At 63.6% G+C, this 25801-nt stretch carries 23 protein-coding genes; 9 read left to right on the top strand and 14 right to left on the bottom strand.

Annotation, left to right across the window (positions count from 1 at the left end; translation table 11 throughout):
- Positions 1–2 precede the first annotated feature (2 nt).
- From GWQ44_RS07110 to gcvH, 5 genes are all read left to right on the top strand, one after another.
- Entirely contained in the window at positions 3–1220 is a 1218-nt protein-coding gene (locus GWQ44_RS07110; RefSeq protein ID WP_016962907.1) for a 2-octaprenyl-3-methyl-6-methoxy-1,4-benzoquinol hydroxylase, read from the top strand.
- 137 nt (positions 1221–1357) lie between these two features.
- Positions 1358–2359: an extracellular solute-binding protein gene (locus tag GWQ44_RS07115; protein ID WP_016962908.1), complete on the top strand. Its 1002-nt coding sequence runs from the start codon at positions 1358–1360 to the stop codon at positions 2357–2359.
- A 241-nt stretch (positions 2360–2600) separates the two neighbouring features.
- Positions 2601–4217, top strand: coding sequence for an iron ABC transporter permease (locus GWQ44_RS07120; RefSeq protein ID WP_179599165.1), 1617 nt, complete (start codon positions 2601–2603; stop codon positions 4215–4217).
- A 154-nt stretch (positions 4218–4371) separates the two neighbouring features.
- A complete protein-coding gene (gcvT, locus tag GWQ44_RS07125; protein WP_275926946.1) occupies positions 4372–5454 on the top strand; it encodes a glycine cleavage system aminomethyltransferase GcvT in 1083 nt (360 codons plus the stop codon).
- Positions 5455–5506: 52 nt separating this feature from the next.
- Positions 5507–5890: a glycine cleavage system protein GcvH gene (gcvH, locus tag GWQ44_RS07130; RefSeq protein WP_011064135.1), complete on the top strand. Its 384-nt coding sequence runs from the start codon at positions 5507–5509 to the stop codon at positions 5888–5890.
- 61 nt (positions 5891–5951) lie between these two features.
- Here gcvH and GWQ44_RS07135 read toward each other — a convergent pair whose 3' ends face one another.
- Complete coding sequence (locus tag GWQ44_RS07135; protein ID WP_016962910.1) at positions 5952–7091, bottom strand: DegT/DnrJ/EryC1/StrS aminotransferase family protein; 1140 nt, start codon at positions 7089–7091, stop codon at positions 5952–5954.
- A 189-nt stretch (positions 7092–7280) separates the two neighbouring features.
- Between GWQ44_RS07135 and gcvP the strand changes: the two genes are divergently transcribed.
- Complete coding sequence (gcvP, locus tag GWQ44_RS07140; protein WP_275926947.1) at positions 7281–10154, top strand: aminomethyl-transferring glycine dehydrogenase; 2874 nt, start codon at positions 7281–7283, stop codon at positions 10152–10154.
- A 7-nt stretch (positions 10155–10161) separates the two neighbouring features.
- Here the strand turns inward: gcvP and GWQ44_RS07145 are convergent, their stop codons facing one another.
- The 6 genes from GWQ44_RS07145 to GWQ44_RS07170 form a co-directional block, all read right to left on the bottom strand.
- Positions 10162–11094, bottom strand: coding sequence for a fumarylacetoacetate hydrolase (locus GWQ44_RS07145; protein WP_275926948.1), 933 nt, complete (start codon positions 11092–11094; stop codon positions 10162–10164).
- Between the two features lie 6 nt (positions 11095–11100).
- The gene (locus GWQ44_RS07150; RefSeq protein WP_275926949.1) at positions 11101–12378 is read right to left on the bottom strand and encodes an MFS transporter; all 1278 of its coding nucleotides are present in this window, start codon (positions 12376–12378) and stop codon (positions 11101–11103) included.
- A gap of 111 nt (positions 12379–12489) precedes the next feature.
- Positions 12490–13539 (bottom strand): type III polyketide synthase, encoded by a 1050-nt coding sequence (locus GWQ44_RS07155; protein ID WP_016966049.1) that lies wholly within the window; start codon positions 13537–13539, stop codon positions 12490–12492.
- A gap of 209 nt (positions 13540–13748) precedes the next feature.
- The gene (locus GWQ44_RS07160) at positions 13749–14189 is read right to left on the bottom strand and encodes an OB-fold domain-containing protein (RefSeq protein ID WP_016966050.1); all 441 of its coding nucleotides are present in this window, start codon (positions 14187–14189) and stop codon (positions 13749–13751) included.
- Positions 14190–14201: 12 nt separating this feature from the next.
- Complete coding sequence (locus tag GWQ44_RS07165; RefSeq protein ID WP_016966051.1) at positions 14202–15398, bottom strand: thiolase family protein; 1197 nt, start codon at positions 15396–15398, stop codon at positions 14202–14204.
- A gap of 29 nt (positions 15399–15427) precedes the next feature.
- Entirely contained in the window at positions 15428–16516 is a 1089-nt protein-coding gene (locus GWQ44_RS07170) for a hydroxymethylglutaryl-CoA synthase (RefSeq protein WP_016966052.1), read from the bottom strand.
- A 462-nt stretch (positions 16517–16978) separates the two neighbouring features.
- On the opposite strand from GWQ44_RS07170, the gene GWQ44_RS07175 reads away from it, so the two are divergent.
- Complete coding sequence (locus tag GWQ44_RS07175; RefSeq protein ID WP_016966053.1) at positions 16979–17581, top strand: TetR/AcrR family transcriptional regulator; 603 nt, start codon at positions 16979–16981, stop codon at positions 17579–17581.
- Between the two features lie 51 nt (positions 17582–17632).
- Here GWQ44_RS07175 and GWQ44_RS07180 read toward each other — a convergent pair whose 3' ends face one another.
- A complete protein-coding gene (locus GWQ44_RS07180; RefSeq protein WP_103740757.1) occupies positions 17633–18517 on the bottom strand; it encodes a 2,4-diacetylphloroglucinol hydrolase in 885 nt (294 codons plus the stop codon).
- 142 nt (positions 18518–18659) lie between these two features.
- Between GWQ44_RS07180 and GWQ44_RS07185 the strand changes: the two genes are divergently transcribed.
- Positions 18660–19334 (top strand): TetR/AcrR family transcriptional regulator, encoded by a 675-nt coding sequence (locus tag GWQ44_RS07185; protein WP_016966054.1) that lies wholly within the window; start codon positions 18660–18662, stop codon positions 19332–19334.
- A gap of 71 nt (positions 19335–19405) precedes the next feature.
- Here GWQ44_RS07185 and GWQ44_RS07190 read toward each other — a convergent pair whose 3' ends face one another.
- The 6 genes from GWQ44_RS07190 to GWQ44_RS07215 all read right to left on the bottom strand — a co-directional run bounded on the left by GWQ44_RS07190 (position 19406) and on the right by GWQ44_RS07215 (position 25204).
- The gene (locus GWQ44_RS07190; protein ID WP_016966055.1) at positions 19406–19723 is read right to left on the bottom strand and encodes a DUF2388 domain-containing protein; all 318 of its coding nucleotides are present in this window, start codon (positions 19721–19723) and stop codon (positions 19406–19408) included.
- A 71-nt stretch (positions 19724–19794) separates the two neighbouring features.
- Complete coding sequence (locus GWQ44_RS07195; RefSeq protein ID WP_016966056.1) at positions 19795–20244, bottom strand: NfeD family protein; 450 nt, start codon at positions 20242–20244, stop codon at positions 19795–19797.
- Between the two features lie 10 nt (positions 20245–20254).
- Positions 20255–21175: an SPFH domain-containing protein gene (locus GWQ44_RS07200; protein ID WP_047306628.1), complete on the bottom strand. Its 921-nt coding sequence runs from the start codon at positions 21173–21175 to the stop codon at positions 20255–20257.
- A gap of 124 nt (positions 21176–21299) precedes the next feature.
- Entirely contained in the window at positions 21300–22907 is a 1608-nt protein-coding gene (locus GWQ44_RS07205; RefSeq protein WP_016962900.1) for a methyl-accepting chemotaxis protein, read from the bottom strand.
- Between the two features lie 77 nt (positions 22908–22984).
- The gene (locus GWQ44_RS07210; RefSeq protein ID WP_275926950.1) at positions 22985–24763 is read right to left on the bottom strand and encodes a type II/IV secretion system protein; all 1779 of its coding nucleotides are present in this window, start codon (positions 24761–24763) and stop codon (positions 22985–22987) included.
- A gap of 111 nt (positions 24764–24874) precedes the next feature.
- A complete protein-coding gene (locus GWQ44_RS07215) occupies positions 24875–25204 on the bottom strand; it encodes a hypothetical protein (protein ID WP_275926951.1) in 330 nt (109 codons plus the stop codon).
- Between the two features lie 124 nt (positions 25205–25328).
- Between GWQ44_RS07215 and GWQ44_RS07220 the strand changes: the two genes are divergently transcribed.
- Positions 25329–25799, top strand: a complete 471-nt coding sequence (locus tag GWQ44_RS07220; protein WP_016967645.1) for an Lrp/AsnC family transcriptional regulator — start codon at positions 25329–25331, stop codon at positions 25797–25799.
- The last annotated feature ends 2 nt before the right edge of the window (positions 25800–25801 follow it).

Raw genomic sequence — 25801 nt, forward strand, 5'->3', positions numbered from 1 at the left:
AAATGCGCGCAGATGTGCTGATTGTCGGAGCCGGAATGGTCGGCAGTGCCTTGGCGCTGGCGTTGCAGGGCAGCGGCCTGGAAGTGCTGCTGCTCGATGGCGGCTCCTTGAGTGTCAAACCCTTCGCCGCCGAGTCGCCGTTCGAGCCCCGGGTCAGCGCCTTGTCGGCGGCCAGCCAGCGCATCCTCGAACGCCTTGGCGCCTGGGACGGCATCGTCCGGCGTCGCAGCAGCCCCTACTGCGACATGCAGGTCTGGGATGGCAGCGGCACCGGGCAGATCCATTTCTCCGCGTCCAGCGTGCATGCCGAGGTGCTCGGGCATATCGTCGAGAACCGGGTGGTGCAGGACGCCCTGCTCGAACGTCTGCACGAATGCGACATCGGCCTGCTGGCCAATGCCCGCCTGGAGCAGATGCGCCGCTCCGGCGATGACTGGCTGCTGACCCTGGCCGATGGCCGGGTGTTGCGCGCACCGTTGGTGATCGCCGCCGACGGCGCCAACTCGGCGGTGCGCCGCCTGACCGGTTGCGCCACCCGCGAATGGGACTACCTGCACCACGCCATTGTCACCAGCGTGCGCAGCAGCCAGCCTCACCAAATGACCGCCTGGCAGCGCTTCACCGATACCGGCCCGCTGGCCTTCCTGCCGCTGGTACGGGATGGGCAGCAGGATTGGTGCTCGATTGTCTGGTCCACCACGCCCACTGAAGCCGAGCGCCTGATGGCCCTGGACGACGAGCGCTTCTGCGTTGAGCTGGAGCGCGCCTTCGAAGGCCGTCTGGGCAAGGTGCTCGGCGCCGACCCGCGGCTCTGCGTACCGCTGCGCCAGCGGCATGCCAAGCGCTATGTGGCCGAAGGCCTGGCGCTGATCGGCGACGCGGCCCACACCATCCATCCGTTGGCGGGGCAGGGGGTCAACCTGGGCTTTCTCGATGCAGCGGTACTGGCCGAAGTGCTGCTGCAAGCGGCCGGTCGTGGCGAGCGCCTGGCCGAGGTCAAGGTCCTCAGTCGTTTCGAGCGCCGGCGCATGCCGCACAACCTGGCGCTGATGGCGGCCATGGAGGGCTTCGAACGCTTGTTCCAGGCCGATCCGCTGCCACTGCGCTGGCTGCGCAACACGGGCCTCAAGGTGATCGAGCAAATGCCCGAGGCCAAGGCGGTCTTCGTGCGCCAGGCCCTGGGCCTGAGCGGCGATCTGCCAGAGCTGGCCAGAGCCTAGGACCCGACGCGTAGGTGGCGCGTGCTTGAGGGCGGTCCTACGCAACATCTGGTAACGCCTCGGCGCCGGGTTCGGTTGAGATGGCAAATGGGAGTCCTTATCATTTCGCCTCATTTTGAAATCGAGAGACTGCTCCCATGTTGGCACCGAAGCGTCTACTGACTGCCCTGGCCCTCACCCTCATCGGCAGCGCCGCCCAGGCCGCCGATGAAGTCGTGGTCTACTCCTCGCGTATCGATGAGCTGATCAAGCCGGTGTTCGATGCCTACACCCAGAAGACCGGGGTGAAGATCAAGTTCATCACCGACAAGGAAGCACCGCTGATGCAGCGGATCAAGGCCGAAGGCGAAAACGCCACCGCCGACCTGCTGCTCACCGTGGATGCCGGCAACCTGTGGCAGGCCGAGCAGATGGGCATCCTGCAGCCGTTCACTTCCAAGGTCATCGACAGCAACATTCCTCTGCAATATCGCTCTTCCAACCACGCTTGGACCGGCCTCAGCCTGCGGGCGCGGACCCTGGCCTACTCCACCGAGCGGGTCAAACCTTCCGAGCTGACCACCTACGAAGCCCTGGCCGACAAGCAGTGGGAAGGTCGCTTGTGCCTGCGCACCGCGAAGAAGGTCTACAACCAGTCCCTGACCGCCACCCTGATCGAAACCCACGGCGCGGCGAAGACCGAAGAGATCGTCAAGGGCTGGGTCAACAACCTGTCCACCGATGTGTTCTCCGATGACATCGCGGTACTGGACGCGATCAACGCCGGGCAATGCGACGTCGGCATCGTCAACACCTACTACTACGGTCGCCTGCACAAGCAGAAGCCGAACCTGGCGGTGAAGCTGTTCTGGCCGAACCAGGGCGATCGCGGGGTGCACGTCAACCTGTCGGGCATCGGCCTGACCAAGCACGCGCCACACCCGGAAGCGGCCAAGGCCCTGGTGGAGTGGATGACCACGCCTGAGGCGCAGAAGATCTTCGCCGACGTCAACCAGGAGTTCCCGGCCAACCCGGCGGTGGCGCCTTCGGAAGAAGTGGCCAGCTGGGGCAAGTTCGTGGCCGATACCCTGCCGGTTGAAATCGCCGGCAAGCGCCAGGCCGAAGCCATTCGCTTGATGGACCGCGCTGGCTGGAACTGAGCCTGCCGTTATACTGCGCCCCGCTTTTGCGGGGCGTTTTGTTTAACCGTTGGGCTTTTGTGGCGAGCGAGCTTGCTCCCGTTCCACCGCGTGGCGGTGGCAAGCCCTGAATCCGTGATTCAACTGGCGTAACGTGGTTGCAGCCGTTGGCGCGGCCATGGCGCCCAGCGAGAGCAAGCTCCCTCACCCCACGGGTTTTGCGCAAGTATTTTTGTCTGTTCCACCTGCCCGAGAGTTCTTTGTGGCCCATCCCGCCCAACGTCGCTGGTATCCCCTGGTCTTTGCCGTAGCGGCCCTGGTCCTGCTACCGCTGAGTGTGCTGCTGCTGTCCTGGCAGGCCGTCGATGCGCAGATCTGGTCCCACTTGTGGGACACGCAGATGCCACGGTTGCTGAACAACACCCTGACCCTGGTGCTCGGGGTGGGGGTTGGCGTCACGCTGCTGGGGGTGAGCCTGGCCTGGCTCACCAGCCTCTGCGAATTCCCCGGACGGCGTTGGCTGGATTGGGCGCTGATGCTGCCCTTCGCCATTCCGGCCTATGTGCTGGCTTTCGTCTTCGTCGGCCTGCTGGACTTTTCCGGACCGGTGCAAAGCCTGCTGCGGGAGTGGTTTGGCACGGGCTTGCGGCTGCCCAGGGTGCGCTCCACCGGCGGGGTGATCCTGGTCCTGGTGCTGGTGTTCTATCCCTATGTCTACCTGCTGGCGCGCAATGCCTTTCTGGCCCAGGGCAAGGGTCTGATGGAAGCCGCACGGGTCCTCGGCCAATCGCCCTGGCAGGCCTTCTGGCGCGTGGCGCTGCCCATGGCGCGGCCGGCCATCGGCGCCGGGGTGGCCCTGGCGCTGATGGAGACTCTGGCGGATTTCGGCGCGGTGTCGGTGTTCAACTTCGATACCTTCACCACCGCCATCTACAAGACCTGGTACGGCTTCTTCAGCCTTTCCAGCGCTGCGCAGTTGGCCAGCCTGTTGTTGCTGGCGGTGATGCTGGTGCTGTATGGCGAGCGCCGGGCCCGGGGGGCCAGCCGTACCGGCAATGAACGCCCGAGGGGCAAGGCCCTGTATCACCTGCGGGGGATCAAGGCCGCGGCGGCCACGGGCTGGTGCCTGCTGGTGTTTGCCTGCGCCTTCGTGATTCCGCTGCTGCAACTGCTGGCGTGGTTCTGGCAGCGCGGGCGCTTCGATCTGGACGAGCGCTATGCCGGATTGATCGTGCATACCTTGTACCTGGGGGGCATGGCGGCGCTGATCACCGTCAGCGTGGCCCTGCTGCTGGCCTTCGCCCGTCGCCAGGCGCCGACCCGGGGCATCCGCGCCGGGGTCAGCCTGGCGAACCTGGGCTACGCCTTGCCCGGCTCGGTGTTGGCGGTGTCGATCATGCTGGCCTTCAGTTACCTGGATCGCGAGCTGGTGATCCCGCTGTCCGGCTGGCTGGGCGGGGCTGGCAAGCCGCTGTTGCTGGGCAGCCTGTCGGCCTTGCTGCTGGCCTATCTGGTGCGCTTTATCGCGGTGGCCTACGGGCCGCTGGAGAACAGCCTGGAACGGATTCGCCCGTCGCTGCCCGAAGCCGCGCGCAGCCTGGGGGTGGGTGGGCCGCGACTGTTTTTCAAAGTGTATCTGCCGCTGTTGCTGCCCGGGACCCTGAGCGCGGCCTTGCTGGTGTTCGTCGACGTGCTCAAGGAAATGCCCGCCACCCTGCTGATGCGCCCGTTCGGCTGGGACACGCTGGCGGTGCGGATCTTCGAGATGACCAGCGAAGGGGAGTGGGCCCGGGCCTCGTTGCCGGCGCTGACCCTGGTACTGGTTGGCCTGCTGCCGGTGATTGGCCTGATCCGTCGCTCGGCCCAGCGAATCGGTTAGGTGCCAGCCTTGCACCTTGCAGCTACAATGCGCGGCATTCGGTGCGGCCTGCTGTTTGGCCGGGACGCTGAAATCGGCTGCAAGCCACCTGTTTCAAGGCTTTCACCCTAGCAGCGCCAGTCCGCACCCTCGCCACGCCCGGAAGGAGAAACCCATGGGACAGCGCACGCCTCTGTATGACCTGCATCTCGCCCTCGGCGCGAAAATGGTCGATTTTGGCGGTTGGGATATGCCTTTGCATTACGGTTCGCAGGTCGAGGAGCACCACCAGGTGCGACGTGATTGCGGTGTGTTCGATGTATCCCACATGACCGTGATCGATGTCAGCGGCGCCCAGGCCAAGGTCTGGCTCCAGCACTTGCTGGCCAATGATGTCGAACGTTTGCAGCACCCTGGCCAGGCCTTGTACAGCACCATGCTCAACGAGCACGGCGGCATCGTCGATGACATGATCGTCTATCGCCTCGAGGACGCTTATCGCCTCGCGCTCAACGCCGCCACCCGGGACCAGGACCTGGCCTGGATGCAGGCGCAACTGGGCGAATACCAGGTGCAACTGCGCGAGCGACCGGAGCTGGCCATGCTGGCGATCCAGGGCCCCCAGGCCCGGCACAAGATCGCCGAACTGGTGACCCAGTCCCGCGGCACCCTGATCCAGCAGCTCAAACCCTTCGAAGCCGGCAGCGACGGCGACTGGTTCATCGCCCGTACCGGCTATACCGGCGAGGACGGTCTGGAGATCGTCCTGCCCGCCGAGCAGGCGCCGGGTTTCTTCAACGATCTGGTGGGGGCGGGGATCTCGCCCATCGGCCTGGGCGCCCGGGACACCCTGCGCCTGGAAGCCGGCATGAACCTCTACGGCCAGGATATTCACCAGGATGTTTCGCCCCTGGCGGCGAACATGGCCTGGAGCATTGCCTGGGAGCCGTCCTCGCGCAAATTCATTGGGCGCACGGCCCTGGAGGCCGAGCGCGCATCCGGGGTGAAGCAGAAACTGGTGGGCCTGGTGCTGGAGGAGCGCGGGGTTTTGCGCGCGCATCAGGTGGTTCGCATCGCCGATGTTGGCGAAGGTGAGATCACCAGTGGTAGTTTCTCCCCTACGCTGAGTAAATCGATCGCACTGGCGCGGGTGCCGATGGCCACCGCCGACCGTGCCGAAGTGGAAATCCGCGGCAAGTGGTACCCGGTCCGGGTGGTCAAACCGACCTTCGTGCGCCACGGCAAGACCTTGATCTAACTATTTCCAGCCGGCATTGCGCCGCTGACACTTCTTCTTGAGGACACAGAACATGAGCGATATCCCTGCCCACCTGCGTTTTGCCGATAGTCACGAATGGGCCCGTCTGGAAGCCGACGGCAGCGTGACCGTGGGTATTAGCGACCACGCTCAGGAAGCCCTGGGCGATGTGGTGTTCGTCGAGCTGACCGAAGTCGGCAATGTGTTTGGCGCAGGGGACCAGGCCGGAGTGGTGGAGTCGGTGAAAGCCGCTTCCGATATCTACGCCCCGGTGGCCGGTGAGGTGATCGCGGTCAACGAAGAGCTGAGCGCCAGCCCCGAGCTGCTCAACAGCGACCCTTACGGCGCCTGGATCTTCAAGCTCAAGCCAAGCAATCCGGGTGACCTGGACAAGCTGCTGGACGCCGCCGGCTACAAGGCCGCCATCGGCGAATAAGCCGTTCCCGCCGGCCAGCCCGCGCCTGTTTATGCAGGGGCGGGCTGGCCGGCGAAGGCTCTTAGGCCTGCAACACCTCTTTCACCGCCGCCACCGCACGTTCCACGTCGGCCTTGCTCATGGCGGTGAACATTGGCAACGAGACGATCAGTCGACCGACCCGTTCCGCCACCGGGAACATCCCCTCCTTGAAACCGCGCTCGCGGTACAGGCTCAGCAAATGAATCGGCGGGTAGTGATAGCCGATGCCGATCCCGCGTTCCTGCATCTGCTCCATGAAGGTGGCGCGCGCCGGCTTGCCGTCCTTGCGCTCCGGCAGCACCAGCTGGAACAGGTGCCAGTTGCTGTTGCTGAAATCCGCTGGCGGTAGCTGGGCGCCGTATTGGGCCTCGAAGTCGCTGCCGAAGCATTCGAAGTAGTGCCGGGCCAGCTCGCGGCGATGGGCGGTGATTGCCTCGATATGGGCAAACTGGCCCAGGCCGATAGCGGCCGCGACGTCGGTCATGTTGAACTTGCCGCCGAGCACGTCCACGTCCAGGCCGTCGAAGCCGCTGCGGGTCACGCCTTGCAGGCGGTACTTCTCGGCCAGGCGCACTTCCTCCGGCGTGTTGAGGACCAGGCAGCCGCCCTCGGACGAAGTGACGTTCTTGTTGGCCTGGAAGCTGAAGGACACGAAGTCGCCACCGGCGCCGATGCGCTGGCCATTCCAGCTGGAGCCCAGGGCCTGGGCCGCGTCTTCCACCACCCGCAGGCCGTGTTTCTTGGCCAGGGCATACAGGCGAGTCATGTCCACCGGCAAGCCGGCCAGGAACACCGGAATGATGGCTTTGGTGCGCGGGGTGATCGCCGCTTCGACCTGGGCCAGGTCGATGTTGCGGGTGATCGGATCGATGTCGGCGAACACCGGCGTGGCGCCCACTTCGAGAATCACGTTGGCGGTGGCGACCCAGGAGATCGGCGTGGTGATGACTTCATCCCCGGGGCCGATGCCGGCGATGCGCAGGGCGATCTCCATGGTGCAGGTGCCGGAGTTGAAGGTACGTACCGTGCGCCCGCCGAAGAACTCCGACAGCTGGGCTTCGAAAGCCTGGACCTTGGGACCGCTGGTGATCCAGCCCGAACGCAGCACTTCGCCGACGGCGGCGATGGTGGCTTCATCAATGGTGGGTTTGGAGAACGGCAGGAATGGCAGTTGGCTCATGACAGTGGGACACCCGATAAGCGGACGATGGAAGCAGGGGTTGAGGCGCGCCGGGGCTGGCGCGCGAACGCCCTGCATGATGGTACCGATTGCCTCGGGACGCCAGTGCGTCGAGCGGCGGAATCGGCTGCTATGCTGCTTTGCACCCTGTTGCATCGACGCTGAGCGCCGCTTATCGGAGAGCCTGCCATGTCCCAGTCGCCATCCCTGAGCCAGTTACGCGAGCCCAACGCTTTTCTCTACCGGCACCTGGGTCCCGATGCCCAGGAGCAGCAGGCGATGCTCGCCAGCCTCGGGCTGGGCAGCCGGACCGAGCTGATCGAGCAGACGGTGCCGCCGGGAATCCGCTTCAATCGCGCCCTGGACCTGCCGCCGGCGCTGGATGAACAGGCCGCCCTGGCCAAGCTCAAGGGCTATGCCGCGCAGAACCAGGTCTGGACCAGCCTGATCGGCATGGGCTATCACGGCACCCTGACGCCCACCGTGATCCTGCGCAACGTGCTGGAAAACCCCGGCTGGTACACCGCCTACACGCCCTATCAGCCGGAAATCGCCCAGGGCCGGCTCGAAGCGCTGCTCAACTTCCAGCAGATGACCATCGACCTTACCGGCCTCGACCTGGCCAACGCCTCGTTGCTCGACGAGGCGACGGCGGCCGCCGAAGCCATGGCCCTGGCCAAGCGCGTGACCAAGTCCAGGAGCAATCTGTTCTTTGTCGATGAACACTGCCATCCGCAGACCCTTTCCGTGGTGCGTACCCGGGCCGAAGGGTTTGGCTTCGAATTGATCGTCGACGCTGTGGATAACTTGCCCGCGCATCAGGTGTTCGGCGCCCTGCTGCAATACCCGGATACCCACGGCGAGATTCGCGACCTGCGGCCGTTGATCGACCATCTGCACGCCCAGCAGGCCCTGGCCTGTGTCGCCGCCGATCTGCTCAGCCTGCTGGTGCTGACCCCGCCCGGCGAGCTGGGGGCCGACGTGGTGCTGGGATCCTCCCAGCGCTTCGGCGTGCCCATGGGCTACGGCGGTCCGCATGCGGCGTTTTTCGCCTGCCGTGACGAGTACAAGCGCGCCATGCCCGGGCGCATCATCGGCGTGTCCAAGGATGCCCGGGGCCATGTGGCCCTGCGCATGGCCCTGCAAACCCGCGAGCAACATATCCGCCGCGAAAAGGCCAACTCCAACATCTGCACCGCCCAGGTGCTGCTGGCCAACATCGCCGGCTTCTATGCGGTCTATCACGGCCCGGCGGGGCTCAAGCGCATTGCCCAGCGGGTGCATCGGCTGACCTGCATTCTCGCCACCGGCCTTGAACGCAAGGGGATCACCCGGGTCAACCGGCACTTCTTCGACACCCTGACCCTGGAGGTCGGGGGCAGCCAGACGGCGATCATCGACAGCGCCAGGGCGCAGCAGATCAACCTGCGGATTCTCGGGCGCGGCCGGCTGGGCCTGAGCCTGGATGAAACCTGTGACGAAACCACCGTGGCCCGGCTGCTGGATGTGTTTCTTGGCGCCGACCACGGGCTGGACGTTGGCGAACTGGACGCCGAGGCGCTGGAGTCGGGGCTGCCTGATGCACTGCTGCGGCGCAGCCCCTGCCTGACCCATCCGGTGTTCAGCGCCCATCACAGCGAAACCGAGATGCTGCGCTACCTCAAGCAACTGGAGAACAAGGACTTGGCGCTCAACCAGTCGATGATCCCCCTGGGCTCCTGCACCATGAAGCTCAATGCCAGCAGCGAGATGATCCCCATCACCTGGCCGGAGTTCGCCAACCTGCATCCTTTCGTCCCGCGGGAGCAGGCCGTCGGTTACACCTTGATGATCGAGGAGCTGGAGCGTTGGCTGTGCGCCATCACCGGGTTCGACGCGGTCTGCATGCAACCCAACTCCGGGGCCCAGGGCGAGTACGCCGGGTTGCTGGCGATTCGTCGCTACCACGAGAGCCGCCAGCAAGGCGGGCGGCACATCTGCCTGATACCGGCCTCGGCCCATGGCACCAACCCGGCGTCGGCGCAGATGGCCGGGATGCAGGTGGTGATCGTCGAGTGCGACGAGTCCGGCAACGTCGATCTGGAAGATCTCAAGGCCAAGGCCGCCGAAGCCGGCGATCGCCTGTCCTGCCTGATGGCCACTTATCCGTCGACCCACGGTGTCTATGAGGAGGGCATCAGCCAGGTCTGCGAAGTTATCCACAGCCACGGCGGCCAGGTGTACATGGATGGCGCCAACCTCAATGCCCAGGTCGGGCTGGCCAGGCCGGCGGACATCGGCGCCGACGTCTCCCACATGAACCTGCACAAGACCTTCTGCATTCCCCACGGCGGTGGTGGCCCGGGCATGGGGCCGATCGGCGTGCGCGCCCATCTGGCGCCCTTTGTCGCCAATCACCCGGTGGTGCCGCTCGACGGGCCGCTGGCGGATAACGGCGCGGTCAGCGCGGCGCCCTGGGGCAGCGCCAGCATCCTGCCCATCAGCTGGATGTACATCGCCCTGATGGGACCGCAACTGGCGGATGCCAGCGAAGTGGCGATCCTGGCCGCCAACTACCTGGCCGCTCAGCTCAACGGCGCCTTCCCGGTGCTGTTCAGCGGGCGCAATGGCCGGGTGGCCCATGAGTGCATTCTCGACCTGCGACCGCTCAAGGCGCTGACCGGCATCAGCGAGGAGGATGTGGCCAAGCGCCTGATGGATTACGGCTTCCATGCCCCGACCATGTCGTTCCCGGTGCCGGGCACCTTGATGGTGGAGCCCACCGAAAGCGAGTCCAAGGCCGAGCTGGATCGCTTTGTCGAGGCCATGCTGAGCATCCGCGCCGAGATCGCCCAGGTCCAGGAGGGCAACTGGCCGGCCGAGGACAATCCGCTCAAGGGCGCGCCCCATACCCTGGCGGATATCGCCGGGACCTGGGAGCGGCCTTACAGCATCGAGCAGGCGGTGCTGCCCAGCGCCCACTCGCGGGCCCACAAGTACTGGCCGACGGTCAACCGGGTGGACAACGTCTACGGTGATCGCAACCTGTTCTGCGCCTGTGTCCCGGTGGCGGCCTACCGCTGAGTCCGCCTCAGTAGTGCTGGCGTAGCCGCGTCGGGCGGGTGCCCTGGGCGCGGCCCCGGTGTGGCTGGCTTTCCAGGGGATAGAGGTGCAGCAACTCTTCTTCGCTGACCTGGTTGCTCAGGCCCAGCTCCAGCTCCGGGCAGTCCAGGTCCAGCCAGTCGCCGTGCTGCAGTTGCAGTTCGTTCTCGCGCCGGCTGGCGCTGTGGAACACGTAGTGGACCATGCCCGGTTGCAGGAACTGCTCGTTTTGTTCGAGGAACGTCTGGGAATACTTGCGCAGCGCCCACCAGCTCTGCAGATCGATGTGGTAGCTGAGGTAGGACAACTGCGCGCCCTGGCGTTCCACCCGGACATTGAGCGACAGGCTGTGCTGCAGTTCGCCAAGGATCAGCGCCGGGGCGATGGCGCATTGGCGCAGCCGCGATTGCGCGCAGGCACTGGCGTCCTGGCGGCTCAGCAGCGGGTCGTGGATGTCCTGGCCCAGGCTGAAACCGACAAACCGCAGTTGCTTGAAGTGATCCACCAGGTACACGCAGACCACCCCCGGCTGGCTGCTGATGCTCAGGGCGTGGTAGGGGATCGTCAGCGCCTCGCCATCGGTCTTGAGCAGGTTGCCGTTGCCCTTGTAGAACCAGCCCTGGTGCGTGTGCGCGGTGTTCAGGGTGACCTCGCAGACCTGGGCCAGCAGGCTGTCGCTGGGCTTGAGCGGCGGGCGCAGCGGTCCTTGCACAAGGCCTTCGGCAGGCAGCTGGGGATGGGCCGGAAGACTGCGCAGGTGTTCGCTCCAGCTCAGATGGCGGCGAGCGCAGAACTGCAACGTCTCGTACAGCCCGCCATGTTCGGAAAGGGCACGCAGGCTCTGGCCATTGTGAAAGTCGAACAGCCCGATGGCGCGCTGATCCTTGTGGCAGACATCCAGCAACAGCAGGTAATCGTCCATGATTCTCTAGTCCTTGAGGGGCAAGCGGGCGGGGAGGATAGGCAGCGGCCCTGGGGCCTTGGCGCGCTGGGGCTGGCGCGCACTGTCCTTGAGCAGCAACGACAGCAACAAGCCGGCCAGGCTGCCGCTCAGGGCCACGTACAGGATCGACGGCAGGCCGAAATGGCTGGCGGCAAACCCGGCCACGGCCGGTGACAGGCCACCGCCGAGGATCTCGCCGAAACCCACGACAATCCCGGTCGCCGTCGGCAGCAGGGCCGGGGCTACGGACTCACTGGTCAGCGGGCCCACCGTCATGCAGATCAGGCTGAAATTGAAAAACGACAGCAGAAACAGCAGCAGGAACAGCAGCCAGGGAATCGCCGGGCTGACGATCAGCAGGCCCACCAGGGTGCTGCTGGTCATGAAGCACACCGACACCACCGGCTTGCGCCCGAGGCGGTCGGACAGGCCGGGAATGATCAGCTGGCCGATGAAACCGCCCAGGCCGATGGCCGAGATGACCAGGGCCATGGACAGGTTCTGCAGGTGCAGATGGTCGGTCAGGTAGCTGGGCAGCATGGCGCAAAGCACGAACTGGCAAGTGAGGATGCAGAACATGATGAGGATGTTCAGGCTGACGTTGCCGCTCTTGAAGGCCGCCAGCCATTGGCTCCCGGCGCTGGCGTCGGAGGCGCTACGGGGTGTTGCCGGCAGCGGCCGGTAGGCCTTCCACAGGTAGCCGGCCAGGAGCAGGCCGGGCAGGGCGATGATCGCGAAGACCGCGCGCCAGGAACCGGTCAGGTGCAGCAGGCCGGCGGCGATCAGCGGCCCCAGGCACAGGCCGAGGATCGGAAACAGTGCCTGCTGGATACCCAGGTTCAGGCCGCGCCGGTCGGGGCGCGAGACTTCGTTGGTGACAATGATGCTGGTCGGGGTGAAGGCGCCTTCGCAGATGCCCATCAGCCCGCGCAGGATCACCAGGCCGAGTACCCCGCTGGCCAGCGCGGAGAAGCCGGACAGCAGCGACAGCACGGTGATGGAGATCACCAGCACGCGGCGGGTGCCCAGGCGCTCGATCACGCCGCCCATGCCCAGGGCGGACAGCCCCCAGGTCAAGGCCAGCGCGGCGGACAGGTAGCCCAGGTCCTGATAGTCCAGTTGCAGGTCGTGCATGATCACCGGGAACAGCGGCAGGATGATGAAGCGGTCCAGCCCCACCAGCCCGAAGCTCAGTGACAGCAGCAGCACCATGGTTCTTTCGTAACGGCTGTCGGCAGCCGTGGTTGGTATTCCAGTGTTCATCGCTCAGCTTCCTTGTGAAACCATGAACCCGGCGCGGGGCGCCGTTAGGGTGCGACCCGAGGGTGCCGTGCAGCCCGGCAACCTCGGGTCGGACAGACGCAGGGCGCTACTTCAGGCGGTCCACTGGCCTACCGCCATTTCTGCGGTGAAGCCCGGGCCGAAGGCCGCCAGCAGGCCGATGTCGCCCTGCTTCAGATTGGAATCGAACTGGCGCTTGAGCACGTCGAACACCACCACGCTGGCAATGTTGCCGGCTTCCGACAGGCTGCTGCGCGATTGCGCCACCCGGTTCGAGGCCAGGTCCAGGTGCATCACCAGTTCGTCGAGGATCTTGCGGCCACCGGTGTGGAAGATGAAGAAGTCGTTGTGCGCGCAGTTCTGTTCGAAGCTGTCGTAGTTGAGCTTCTCCATCACCGGCGCCACATCCTTGATCGAGTTCATCACCGCCTTGTCGAGGGTGAAGTGGAAGCCGGTGTCCTTCACGTCGTACTTGATGTAGTGCTCGCTCTTGGGCAGGAAGAACGACTCGGTCTTCTTGATCTTGAAGCCGCTGGCCTGGTCATCGGCGCGCAGCACGCAGGCCGACACCGCATCGCCGAACAGCGCCGCGGAGATGAAGGCGTGCAGCTTGGTGTCATCCGGCTGGTAGCACAGCGAAGAGAACTCCAGGGACACGATCAGCACGTGGTTGCGCGCATCGAGCCGGGCGAAATCGTTGGCCCGGTTGATGGCCGCGGCGCCGGCCACGCAGCCCAGCTGGGCGATGGGCAGTTGCACGGTGGAATTGGGCAGGCCGAGGTCGTTGATCAGGTGCGCGGTCAGCGACGGCATCATGAAGCCGGTGCAGGAGGTGACGATCACCATGCGGATGTCGCTGATCTGCAACCCGGCATTCTCGATGGCCTGGCGCGCCGCGGCCGACGACATCTGCCGGGCTTCACGCTCGTAGACGATGCTGCGGTGGGTAAAGCCGGTGTGCACCGCCAGCTCGTCGATCGGCAGCACCAGGTGGCGCTCGTTGACTTCGGTGTTGGCGATCATGCGTTTGGCCAGGGCCATGCGCGGATGGTCGGCGTGCAGGTTTTCCAGGTGATCAACCATCTGCTGCTGGGTGATCTTGTGTTGCGGAAACATGACGTGTGGGAGGCAAAGAGTAGACATGATGGGTCCTTGGCTCTAAGTAAGCCAATAAGTTAAGGGGTGGGGATCGTTCCCCGTTAATAGGCACAGGAATCTGTAGGCCCTAAAGGAAATCAGGACCTTAAGGCAACTTCGAGGCGTGAAGCGGCCGTTGATGTAACTTTTAAGTTGGATTTTATTTTAATGGCTAACTTCAAGGTGCCTTATATAAAGGCACCTTGAACAACAACTTATATATCCAGTACGAACTTATAAGCGTATTGCCAGGCCAGGTTGCTTTCGCGCACATGCTTGCGAATCACCATGCGCACCGGCGCGCCGACTTTCAGTTGGTGCGGATCGCAGACGTCGACGATCTCCGAGGCGATCACCAGGCCGTCGTCCAGGCGCACCATGGCCATGACGCGCGGCACGGTTTCGCCATAACCCATGGCGGCCAGGACCGGGTTCTCGGCGTGGGCCATGACTTCGATCTTGCCCGTGCGCTTGCAGCGGTAAGGCTTCACGCTCAGGGAATTGCAGGCGCCACAGACGGTGCGCCTTGGGAAGAAGATCTCGTTGCACTCTTCGCACTGGCTGCCTTCGAGGCGGTACTTGCCGCCATGCTCGCGCCATTCGCGGAGCATGCTGGCGGTGGTCATTCTGTGGATCTGTTCTGGGTACATGGACATGGTCCGGGCTCCTTAGTCGTTCGAGAGGACAATCACTGAGTTGTGCGCCGCGTAACCGCCAAGGTTCTGCGACACGCCGATGCGTGCGCCCTTGACCTGGTTGTCGGATTCACCCCTCAGCTGCCGGAACAGCTCGGTGATGTGCAGGATGCCGTCGCAGCCCGAGGCATGGCCGCGGCCGATGTTGCCGCCGTCGGTGTTCAGTGGCAGTTGGCCGTCCAGGGCGATGCCGCCTTCAAGCACGAAGTCGCCGGCCTGGCCCTTGCCGCAGATGCCCATGGATTCCATCTGGATCAGCCCGGCGCCGAGCAGGTCGTAGACCTGGGCCACGTCGATGTCCTTGGCGGTGATCCCGGCTTTCTTGTAGGCGATTTCCGCGCAGGCGATGGAGTTGGCCGAGACGGCCATGCCCACGTCCTTGGGCAGACCCGGGTGGTGCAGGGTCGGATTGTGGAAGCGCGTGCCGAAGTAGTGCGAAACCCCGGTGTAGGCGCAGCCGCGGACGAACACCGGTTTGTCGGTGTACTTGTGGGCCAGGTGCTCGGCCACCAGGATCGCGCAGCCACTGGCTTCGCCCCAGGCCAGCATCGAGCCGCAGGCTTCGCTGTTCTTCAGCGCTTCCAGGGTGGGGATCGGCTGGCCGTAGCGGGTGGCGGTCGGCGTGTTGTGGGCATAGACGCGCATCTGCCGGCCGAACGTGGCCAGGACATCGGCCTCGCGACCGGCATAGCCGAACTTCTGGAAGTACTCGGCGGTGGCCAGGGCGAAGGCATCGGTGTGGGAGATGCCGAGGAAGTAGTCGTATTCACATTCAGTGCTGGAGCCGATGTATTCGGCGTAGTTGAAGTGATCGGTCATTTTCTCGAAGCCGCCGCACAGGACGATGTCGTACTCACCGGACGCGACCATCTGGTGGCCCATCTGGAACGACACCGAGCTGCTGGTGCAGTTGGCGGTGCTCATGAAGGTCGGCGCCGGGCTGATGCCCAGGGCGTCGGAGATGGTCGGGCCAAGGCCGCCATATTCGGAGATGCCTTCACCGTGGTAACCGTAGGCGACGCCCTGGATTTCCCGGGGGTGCATCTTGGCGTCCTTGAGGGCCTTGTAAGCGGACTCGACGATCATTTCCTTGAACGTCTGCCGAACTCGTGAACTTCCGGGCTTCGGCGTATAGGCGGCCGAAACGATTGCAACACGACGTGCGCACATGTGCATGCTCCTTGCGTAGACAGGCGTAATCAGAGGTAGGCGGTCAGGGCGTAGTCAGCCCGCAGGTACTTGAACTCGTACTTGATGGAGGTGCCGTAATCGACATAGGTCTTGGTTTCGAGCAGTTCGCGCAGGGGCTTGTTGTGCTTCTGGTACTGCTCGATGGCGTCGGTGACGGTCAGGGCGATGGCGTCACTGCCGGCGCCGAAACCATAGGACACCATGAGGATCTTCTGCCCCGGACGGGCCTGGTCCAGCACGTTGATCAGGCCGAGCAGCGGGCTGGCCGAACCGGTGTCGCCAACGCTGCCGGCATAGATCCCCGGTTCCACTTGCTTGGGGTTGAAGCCCAGGTGCTTGCCCAGGGAATAGGGCGTGGACACCAGGTTTTGCTGGAACACCACATAGTCATAATCGGCCGGGCTGGTATGCAGCTTGGCCATCAGGCCCTCGGCGGCACGGCGGGTCTGGTCTTCCAGGCCGATGCTGTTCTTGTCCGAGCCCAGGCCCATCCCGGAACGGATGTAGCGATCGCCTTGGGGGCGGATGTTGTCGGCGATATCGGCGGCGCAGGAGAAGCTGGCGTCGAATTCGGCGATGACATTCTGATTGCCGATCAGCAATGCCGCGGCGCCGGCCCCGGCATAGGACTCGGTCAGGTCGCCCGGCGCGGTGTTGCGGTTGATGGTGTCGGCGCCGATGGCCAGGGCGCTGCCGGTCATGCCGGAGGCCACCAGGGCCTGGCAGATCTGCAGGGCTGAGGTGCCGGACTTGCCGGCGAACTGCACGTCGGCGCAGTAAGCGTCGTAACCGCTGCCGAGCATTTCCAGGATGATCGAGGCCGAAGCCCGAGAATCGTAGGGGTTGGTGCAAGTGCCCAGATAGAGGGCCTGGAGTTCATGCCCGGGGATTTTGTCGAGGGCCCGTTGCGCCGCCAGCACGCCAAGGGTGATGACATCTTCATCCGGCTGCAGCACCGCTCGTTCGCTGACGCCGAGGTTTTCCTCCACCAGCTTGAGGTCGGTGTTTTTCCAGACGTTGATGACGTCCTGAACTTTGAGACGGCATACCGGAACAGCCGCGCCGTAGCTGACAATGCCTACTTTTTTCACGTTCATTTTCCTCTTGATTCCATTCTTTTTGAGAAAACTGGGTCGTGCTTGCTCAGAAGCACCCTTGAAACATACGGAAAACAGTTTTTGCTGCCTGACTCTGGTCGGCACCGCGTAAACCCTCAGTCCAGAGGGGTTTTACCGCAGGCTCCAAAGAGGGGAAAAGCCACTCGAAAGCTGTTTTTCTTCACCTCATCGTGCTATGATACGGAACGTTTCGTTTAATAATAATTTCAGACGATCCAGTCTCTTCAGAGAAAAGGCTTCAAGCCTCGAATTTGAGATACTCTGAGTTACAAGGCCTGATCCGCTCAACCCTTACGAGAAATTTCAAGAACTAGATGGATCGGTGCAAGAATTTCATGATTCTTTCAAGAATGAAACGAAACGGACCGTTTCATTTCGATTCGAGGGAATCCTATACCCTGCGTTGCGTTTGTCAAGCGCCCTGCCTGGAGATTTTTTATTGTGGCTCGTACCCCATCTCGCAGCTCCATCGGCTCTTTGCGAAGTCCGCATACCCACAAAGCCATCCTCAGTTCCACCATCGAGATCCTCAAGGAATGCGGTTATTCCGGACTCAGCATTGAGTCGGTCGCGCGCCGGGCGGGTGCCAGCAAGCCGACGATTTATCGGTGGTGGTCGAACAAAGCGGCGTTGATCGCGGAAGTCTATGAAAACGAGAGCGAGCAGGTAAGAAAGTTTCCTGATCTCGGCTCATTCAAGGCAGATCTCGACTTTTTACTGCGTAATCTCTGGAAAGTATGGCGAGAAACCATTTGTGGCGAGGCGTTTCGCTGTGTGATTGCCGAAGCTCAGTTGGATCCAGCGACATTGACCCAACTCAAGGATCAGTTCATGGAGCGCAGAAGGGAGATGCCGAAAAAACTGGTGGAAAATGCCATCAGCAATGGTGAATTGCCCAAGGACACCAACCGTGAATTGCTGCTCGATATGATTTTCGGATTTTGCTGGTATCGGCTGCTGACCGAGCAGTTGACTGCGGAACAGGATATTGAGGAATTCACAGATTTACTGATCAACGGTGTCTGTTCTGGCGCGCAACGTTGATCCCTTGAGAGCATTGAGCCTGCACAGGATGCGGGCTCAATGACGGATGTTTCAGGCTGAAGCGGCAGCGAACTCCCGATACAGGTCCGGCAGAAAGCTGGCCAGATGATTGAACTCGCACATGTCGTGAACGGCGAACTCATAGGCCAGGGTTTCCAGCTCGGTTTCGCCGAAACCACTTTCCTTGAGCAGCGCCGATGCTTTTTCTGCCCCGGGAAAACGGTCCATCGAGGGGTGCGAGCCAACCCAGTAGCGGCTGGTCAGGTACATGCCGCCTGGCACCTCCTTGAACAGATGCACCATCAGTGACACCGGCACCTGCGGATGCTCGGCCAGGCTCATCAGGGCGCTGACGCTGCCATCGATTTTCGCTTCTCGATACAGGTCCGGGTCCAGGCCCAGGCTGGCCGGCTCCTTGAAATCGATGTGCAGGTGCATCAGGCGGTCGCCGACATATTCCGAGGCGCAGAAGGTGTTGCCGTACAAGCGCTCCTCGAAACTCAAGGACGCGTCACCCAGGCGCTGGTGGTTCACGCATGGATTGCTGACATGGGCGTAGGGGAACCACAGGGTATAGCGCTGCGCTTCCGCCGGGTGCCACATGAACCACCACTTGAACATCTGCGCGGTGCAACCGGGGAAGAACTTGCGGCTCTGCACATAGGCCATCGGGCCCGGCAGCAGGGCGTAGCCGGACTCTTCGCTGACGAAGTCCGGGTCGAGCAGGCGATTGATGTCCTCCACACTCGGGGTCAGGGTGTCCTTGAGGTCCATCGGGCCTTGCTGGATCTTGCGCACGGCGGACAGCGGCACGCGCATTTCCGAGCGGAAATATTTGGCATACGGCTTGTTCCTGACCGCCGCCTGGTTGCGCAGGAACAGCTTCTGCATGGGCAAGGAGAAGTAGGTGAAGGGGGTCATGACGCGCGCTTCCATGCTGATATCCTTTGGCTTGAATAGACGAGAGGCCGGCATCTTCCTGTACTCCCTCAATCGTGGTTGCACGAGAAACTGGCGCTTTGTAGCTAAGCAGTGCATAAACAAAAGTCAAATTTGAATTTAACTTAGTGAGAAAGCCATGGCTCTTTCCGCTTCCCCGCAGACGCCTGCGGCCCGTGCACCGCGCCAGGATGGCCAGGCGACTCGCCAGCAGATTCTGGAAACCGCCGGCCAGCTCTTTGCCGAGCTGGGGTACGCCAATACCACCAGCAAGCAGATCTGCGAGAACTCCAGGGCCAACAATGCCTCGGTCAATTATCACTTCGAGAACAAGGACGGCCTGTATCGGGCGGTGTTGCGCGAGGCCCATGACCGTCTGCTGCGGATCGAGACCATGATCACCCTGAGCGAGAGCCAGGAGCGCGCCGAGGACAAGCTGCGCGCGATCATCACCGTGCTGATCGAGGGGCTGGCCAACCAGCGCGAGGGCTGGGCGCTGAAGGTGCTGACCCGCGAGCTGCTGTCACCCTCGTCGGTGTTGCCGGAGGTGCTGGAGGAGCAAGCCTTTCCCAAGGCCCAGATCGTGCGAAACATTCTCGGCCAGATCATGCAACTGCCGCCGGACGACCCGGCCACGCTGCGCAGCGCGGTCAGCGTGTTTGCGCCATGCCTGTTCCTGCTGATTGCCCATGAGCCGCTGACGCGCCATGTGTTGCCGGGGTTGGCGCTCGATCCGCCTGAGTTGATCGAGCACATGATGAGTTACGCCCTGGCCGGCCTGGCTGCCGTGTCTCGGGCTTCGACTCCCGTCTAGGCCGTTGTCCGGGCAAAAAAAACGCCGACCCTGAGGTCGGCGTTCCTGTTCGGCGATTGCCGGGCTGGTGCTTACTCCTGGGCGACGGCGTTCTTGGCCAGGATGGCGTTGGCCAGCTCCATGTCGGTGGCTTTGAGGCCAGGGTTGTCGGCGCGGACTTTCTGCATGGCGGCTTCCAGGTACGGGCCGCGGATGCTGCCTTCGCTGGCGACGAAGCTACCGGCGTCGTCCTGGGCGGCGACGATCAGTTTGTGGTCCTTGAAGGTCAGGTAAGTGGAGCCGGTGGTGGCGCCGGAGGAAATGACGTTACGCCAGAAGGTGTCGGCCATTGCCGAACCAACGGGAAGGGACAGCAAGGCAAGGGTGGCGACAGCTATTTTCAGACGCATGATGGGTGACTCCAACTGGGGGTTATCTGCACAGTTTGATTCTAGATACCCCAGCGGAGTTCCGTGACCCGTCAGTCAAGGTTTTCGACCAGCAGAATGGCGCCTTCCTGACCTATCACCCGCACCCGGGCCCCCACCGGCGCGTCGGCGCCCTTGGCGATCCACACCCCGTCGGCGACCTTGATTCGACCGCGGCCATTGAGGATCGCCTGATGCACGACGAAGGTCTTGCCGATCAGTTCCTGGCCCCGCAGGTTCAGGTTCGGCTGGTCGCTGGGGCGGACCACGTTGCGCTGACGTCGCCACCAGTACAGCGCCGTCAGCACCGACAGCAGGCCGAACAGGAAAAACTGCACTTCCCAGGACAGGCCGGGAACCAGGAAGGTCAGGGCCCCGACGAAAGCGGCGGCCAGCCCTATCCACAGCAGGTAGCCGCCAGCACCGAACACCTCGAAGATCAGCAGCAGGGTGCCCAGGGCGAGCCAGTCCCAGAACGACAGGGTTTGCAGGTATGCCAGCATGGTGCGTGCCTCAGCCTTTCTTGCCGTCGAACGTGGCTTTGACGATTTCGCCAATGCCGCCCACGGCGCCGATCACCTGGCTGGCCTCCAGCGGCATCAGGATCACCTTGCTGTTGTTGGCCGCCGCCAGTTTGCCCAGGGCATCGATGTACTTTTGCGCCACGAAGTAGTTGATCGCCTGAACGTTGCCGCTGGCGATCGCCTCGGACACCACCTGGGTCGCCCGGGCCTCGGCCTCGGCTTGACGCTCCCGGGCTTCGGATTCGAGAAACGCCGCCTGACGCTCGCCCTCGGCTTCCAGGATCTGCGCCTGTTTCTTGCCTTCGGCCGTGAGGATGGCCGCCGCTCGCAGGCCTTCGGCTTCGAGGATCTGTGCGCGCTTGACCCGTTCAGCCTTCATCTGCCCGGACATGGCCGCCATCAGGTCGGCCGGTGGGCTGATGTCCTTGATTTCGATCCGGGTGATCTTGATGCCCCAGGGCGCGGTGGCTTCGTCGACGGTGCGCAGGAGTTTCTCGTTGATGCCGTCACGCTGGCTGAGCATCGCGTCCAGCTCCATGGAGCCGAGCACGGTACGGATATTGGTCTGCAGCAGGTTGCGGATGGCGTGCTCCAGGTTGTTGACCTCGTAGGCGGCCTGGGCCGTGTTGACCACTTGAAAGAAGCACACGGCGTCGATCTGCACCGTGGCGTTGTCGGCGGTAATGACTTCCTGGGGGGGAATGTCCAGCACGCTTTCCATGACGTTGATCTTGCGACCGATGCGGTCCATCACCGGAATGATGATGTTCAGCCCCGGCTTGAGGGTGTTGGTGTAGCGGCCGAAACGCTCCACGGTCCATTGATAGCCTTGCGGCACGACCTTGAAGCCCATGAAGACCAGGGCCACCGCCAGGGCGACGAAAAGTAACAGTACGCTTCCTATCTGCATCACATTCACCTGCTCAGTCATTGCTCATGGGGACGGCGAGCACGAGTGTAGAGGGCTGCCGGTTCTGGCGTTGGGATACCTTGGCCCTTGCATCATCAGGACACACAACACCGCGCCGATCCGCTCAAAGCCGGAAGCGGGTGACCGACGTCTGCAAAGTGGCCACGGAGTTTTCCATCTGCTCCACCGTGAGGGTCAGGTCCCGCATGGCCTGGCTGTTGCGCCGCGCCACCTGGCTGATCATTTCCACCCGCTGGGCCACTTCGCTGCCGGCCTTGGACTGCTCGCCGATGGTGTGGGAAATCTCTTCCACCATCAGCGCCGAGCGTTGCGCGCCCTGGCGAATCTCATTGATCGACGTCCCCGCCTGCTGGGCCATGTGCACCCCGTCGTTGACCCGGCTGACCCCGGTTTGCATGCTGCTCACCGCTTGTTCGGTGGTTTCGCGGATGCGCTGGATCATGCCGGTGATCTCCCGGGTGGATTGCGCGGTGCGCGCCGCGAGGTTGCGCACTTCGTCGGCGACCACGGCAAATCCGCGTCCGGCCTCGCCGGCCCGGGCCGCCTCGATGGCGGCATTCAGGGCCAGCAGGTTGGTCTGCTCGGCAATGCCGTTGATCACCTGGATGATCGAATGGATCTCTTCCGAGGACTGTCCCAGGGCGGTGATGCTCTGGGACGAATTGTTCACCGCTTCGGCGATGTGGCTCATGCCGTCCACCACCCCGAGGATCACCTGGCCACCGCTGCCGGCCAGGGATTCGGACTGGGCGGCAATGCTCTGGGCATTGCGCGCGTGCTCGGCGACCTGGGCAATGTTGCTGATCATCTGTTCCATGGCGGCGGCCATGTTGGTGGCGCCGTCGGCCTGCTCGGTGGCGCCGTCGGCAATGCCCAGCGAGGTGTCGCTGAGGCTGTGGGAGCGTCCTCGCAGCTCTTCGCTCTCGTGGCGGATGGTGGTGATCATCTGCCGCAGGTTGTCCTGCATTTCACCCAGGGCCTGCTGCAACTGCCCGGCTTCGTCCCGGCTGTCGATACTGATGACGGTGGTCAGGTTGCCCTGGGCGATGGCCCGGGCGGTGGCGACGGACTTTTCCAGAGGCTTGAGTACCCGAATGAGCAACTGACGGGTCAGCAGGCACAGGATCAGGGCGGCAATCAGGCTGCCGCCGATCAGCCAAGCGGCCGCCTGGCGCACGGCATGTTCACTGTCTTGGCGAGTTTGTGCCGAAATCGCTTCGATCTTGCTGCTCAGCGCCGTGTTGCGGGTTTCCACTTCGCTGAAGCGTTGGGAAAACTCCTGCATGTGCTGGCGTGCCGCCTGCGGATCCTTGAGCGCCTGTTCGGCGATGCTCTCGGCGGCATGAATGTAGTTCTCCAGGACCGGTTGCAGCTCGCTGATGGCATCGCGGATATCCGGCGCCAGGGGCAGTTTGGCGTTTTCCGCCAGCGCCTTGCGGAACCAGTCGCCGTGTTCGCGCAGGCTGCTACGCACCTCCTCGCCGGCCGCACTGTCGCCGGGCTCGCTGCTCAGCGCCTCCAGCACATCGGCGCGCAGGGCGTCATGCATCATGTCGGCCTCCAGGTGGTTGCGCAGGGCGCTGGCATTGAGTTCATTGTCCTGCAGTGCGCCGGCCAGGCGCGATTGTCCCCACAGACCGAGGCCCGCCACCAGGGCAATGGCCAGTAGGCTGAGGACCCCGGAGGCGATCATGTTTTGCCGAATATTCATGCCTGGCTTCCTGCTCGTTTTGGCGGTAATTCAAGCGTAGTCCAGTGCCCGGGGTTCGCCGCCGGGCGAGTTCTCGGCTACCCGCCAGGGTTCTGCGGCGTGACCCGCAGTACCTCCTCGAAACTGGTCAAACCTTCGGCGAGTTTGCGTGCGGCGGCCTGGCGCAGGCTGTGCATGCCGTCCTCGGCGGCCTGGCGACGCAGATCGGCGAGGTCGAGGTCGCTTTGGATCAGGGCCCGGAGCGCGGCGCTCAAGGGCATGACTTCGTAGACCGCCGTGCGTCCGTGATAGCCGGTGCCCCGGCACTCGGCGCAGCCCACGGCTCGCTTGCCATGGCGCGGTGGCGGCGATTGCCGGGGATGGATCAGGTTGTGCCAGTCGTCGCTGGCGAGTTCGGCGGGGGCCTTGCAGTGTCGGCACAGGGTGCGCACCAGGCGCTGGGCCATGACCCCGACCAGAGTGGCCCTGAGCAAATAGGGCGGCACGCCCAGTTCCAGCAGGCGGCTGATGGCGGCCGGGGCGTCGTTGGTGTGCAGGGTGGACAGCACCAGGTGCCCGGTGAGCGCGGCCTGGATGGCCATTTCCGCGGTTTCCAGGTCGCGAATCTCGCCGATCATGATGATGTCCGGGTCCTGGCGCATCAGCGCCCGTACACCGCTGGAAAAACTCAGGTCGATGTTGGGCTGGACCTGCATCTGGTTGAAGGCCGGCTCGATCATCTCGATCGGGTCCTCGATGGTGCACAGGTTGATTTCAGGCGTCGCCAGCTGCTTCAGGGTGGTGTAGAGGGTGCTGGTCTTGCCCGAACCGGTGGGCCCGGTGACCAGGATGATGCCGTGGGCCTGGGAGGTCATGGCCTGCCAGCGGCTCAGGTCGTCGGCGCCAAAGCCCAGTTGGTCGAAGTCCTTGAGCAGCACCTGGGGATCGAAGATGCGCATCACCAGTTTCTCGCCGAAGGCCGTGGGCAGGGTCGACAGGCGCAGCTCGATTTCGCTGCCTGCGGGAGGGCGGGTCTTGATCCGGCCGTCCTGGGGCCTGCGCTTTTCTGCGACGTTCATGCGTCCCAGGCTCTTGAGGCGGCTGACCATGGCCAGGGTGACCAGGGGCGGAAACTGATAGACGTTGTGCAGCACACCGTCGATGCGAAAGCGCAGGGTGCCGTGTTCGCGACGCGGTTCGATATGAATGTCGCTGGCCCGTTGCTGGAACGCGTACTGAAACAGCCAGTCGACAATGTTGACGATGTGGGCATCGTCGGCATCCGGTGCCTGATCGTTGGCGCCCAGCTTGAGCAACTGTTCAAAGTTGCCCGGGCCGCTGGTCTTCTGTTCATTGCTGGCGCCGCTGACCGACTTGGCCAGGCGATAGAACTCCAGGGTCAGGCGCTGGATCTCCGCCGGGCTGGCCACGACCCGTCGGATCGGGCGCTTGAGCACCTGGGCCAGATCGGCCTCCCAGCCCCTGACATAGGGCTGGGCGCTGGCCACGGTAACGCTGTGGGCATCCACCGCCACGGCGAGGATCTTGTGCCGTTGGGCGAAGGCGAAGGACATCAAGGGGGTGATGCCGGCCACGTCGATCCGTAGCGGATCGATGCGCAGGTAGGGCTGGCCCGCCTGCCGCGCCAGCCAGGCGCTGAGGCTGTCCAGGTCCAGGTGGCGCCCTGGCTGCTGTCGGTCGGGTAACTGCTGGCTGGCGATGAGTTCAAGAGGATGCAGGTGCGGGTCGGCCCCTTGGCGCCGGGCGCTCATGGCCTGTTCGGCGGCGTCCTGGCTGATGCGCTCCTGGGCCAGCAGGTCACTCAGCAGCTCGCTGAGATCCAGCCAGCGGTCCGGGGACACCTGGGCTGCGGTCATGGGAACTCCTTGGGAGCGTGGTCCAGAGTCGGTTCTCTGGTCGTCGACTGCCAAGAATAGTCACATCGGACGGCGCCCCAGCGGGCCAAGGGTTGCAGGGTTTTACCGGGCTCAGCCGGTAGCCTGCAGGCGCGAGGTCTCGACCAATTGCAGCTCCACCGAGCTGACACTGATCAGGTTGCGCAACTTGTCGCCGATCACTCGGGCCCGGTGCCAGCTCAAGCCCGCGAGCTCCACTTCTATATGCAGCGTGTCGTCCCGCTGGATGACCGCGACCCGCTGCGGCACCAAGAGTTGCAGGGCGAAATGGTTGAGCACCCGGCACAGCACGTCGGCCTCGACATCGGTGAACAGCTGGTAGTGCACGTGGCACTGGGCATTGTCGTGGTTCCAGACATCGGCGCGGGTCGATGGGCTCGGGGCGGGGCTGTGCAGGGGCATGGCGATCTCCAGGTCAGTGGAGAAATTTTTACATTCGGTTTCGGGTTTTTCTTATCTAAGATGCACTCAATTCGCCTGATGGCGAATTGGATGATTCGATTTTTAACGTTTTTGGGGGTTGGTTATGCAAAGCGAGCTGGATGCCTACGATCGCCGGATCCTTGCGTTGCTGCAAGACGACGCATCGCTTTCCAGTGCCCAGATTGCCGAACAGGTGGGGTTGTCCCAGTCGCCTTGCTGGCGGCGGATTCAGCGCATGAAGGATGAAGGGGTGATTCGCGGCCAGGTGACCCTGCTCGACCGCAAGAAGATTGGCCTGAACACGCAGATCTTTGCCGAGGTCAAGCTCAACGCCCATGGACGCTCCAACTTCACCGAGTTCACCGAAGCCATTCGCGGTTTTCCCGAGGTGCTGGAGTGTTATGTGCTGATGGGCGCGGTGGACTTCCTGTTGCGCATCGTGACGGCGGATATCGAAGCCTACGAGCGGTTCTTCTTCGAGAAGCTGTCCATGGTGCCGGGCATTCAGGAGGTGAACTCGATCGTCGCCCTGTCGGAGATCAAGTCCACCACCAGCCTGCCGGTATTGCGTTGAGG

Origin of the sequence: Pseudomonas sp. 3MA1 (assembly GCF_029237275.1) — a bacterium.
GTDB classification, from domain to species: Bacteria; Pseudomonadota; Gammaproteobacteria; order Pseudomonadales; family Pseudomonadaceae; genus Aquipseudomonas; species Aquipseudomonas fluorescens_AP.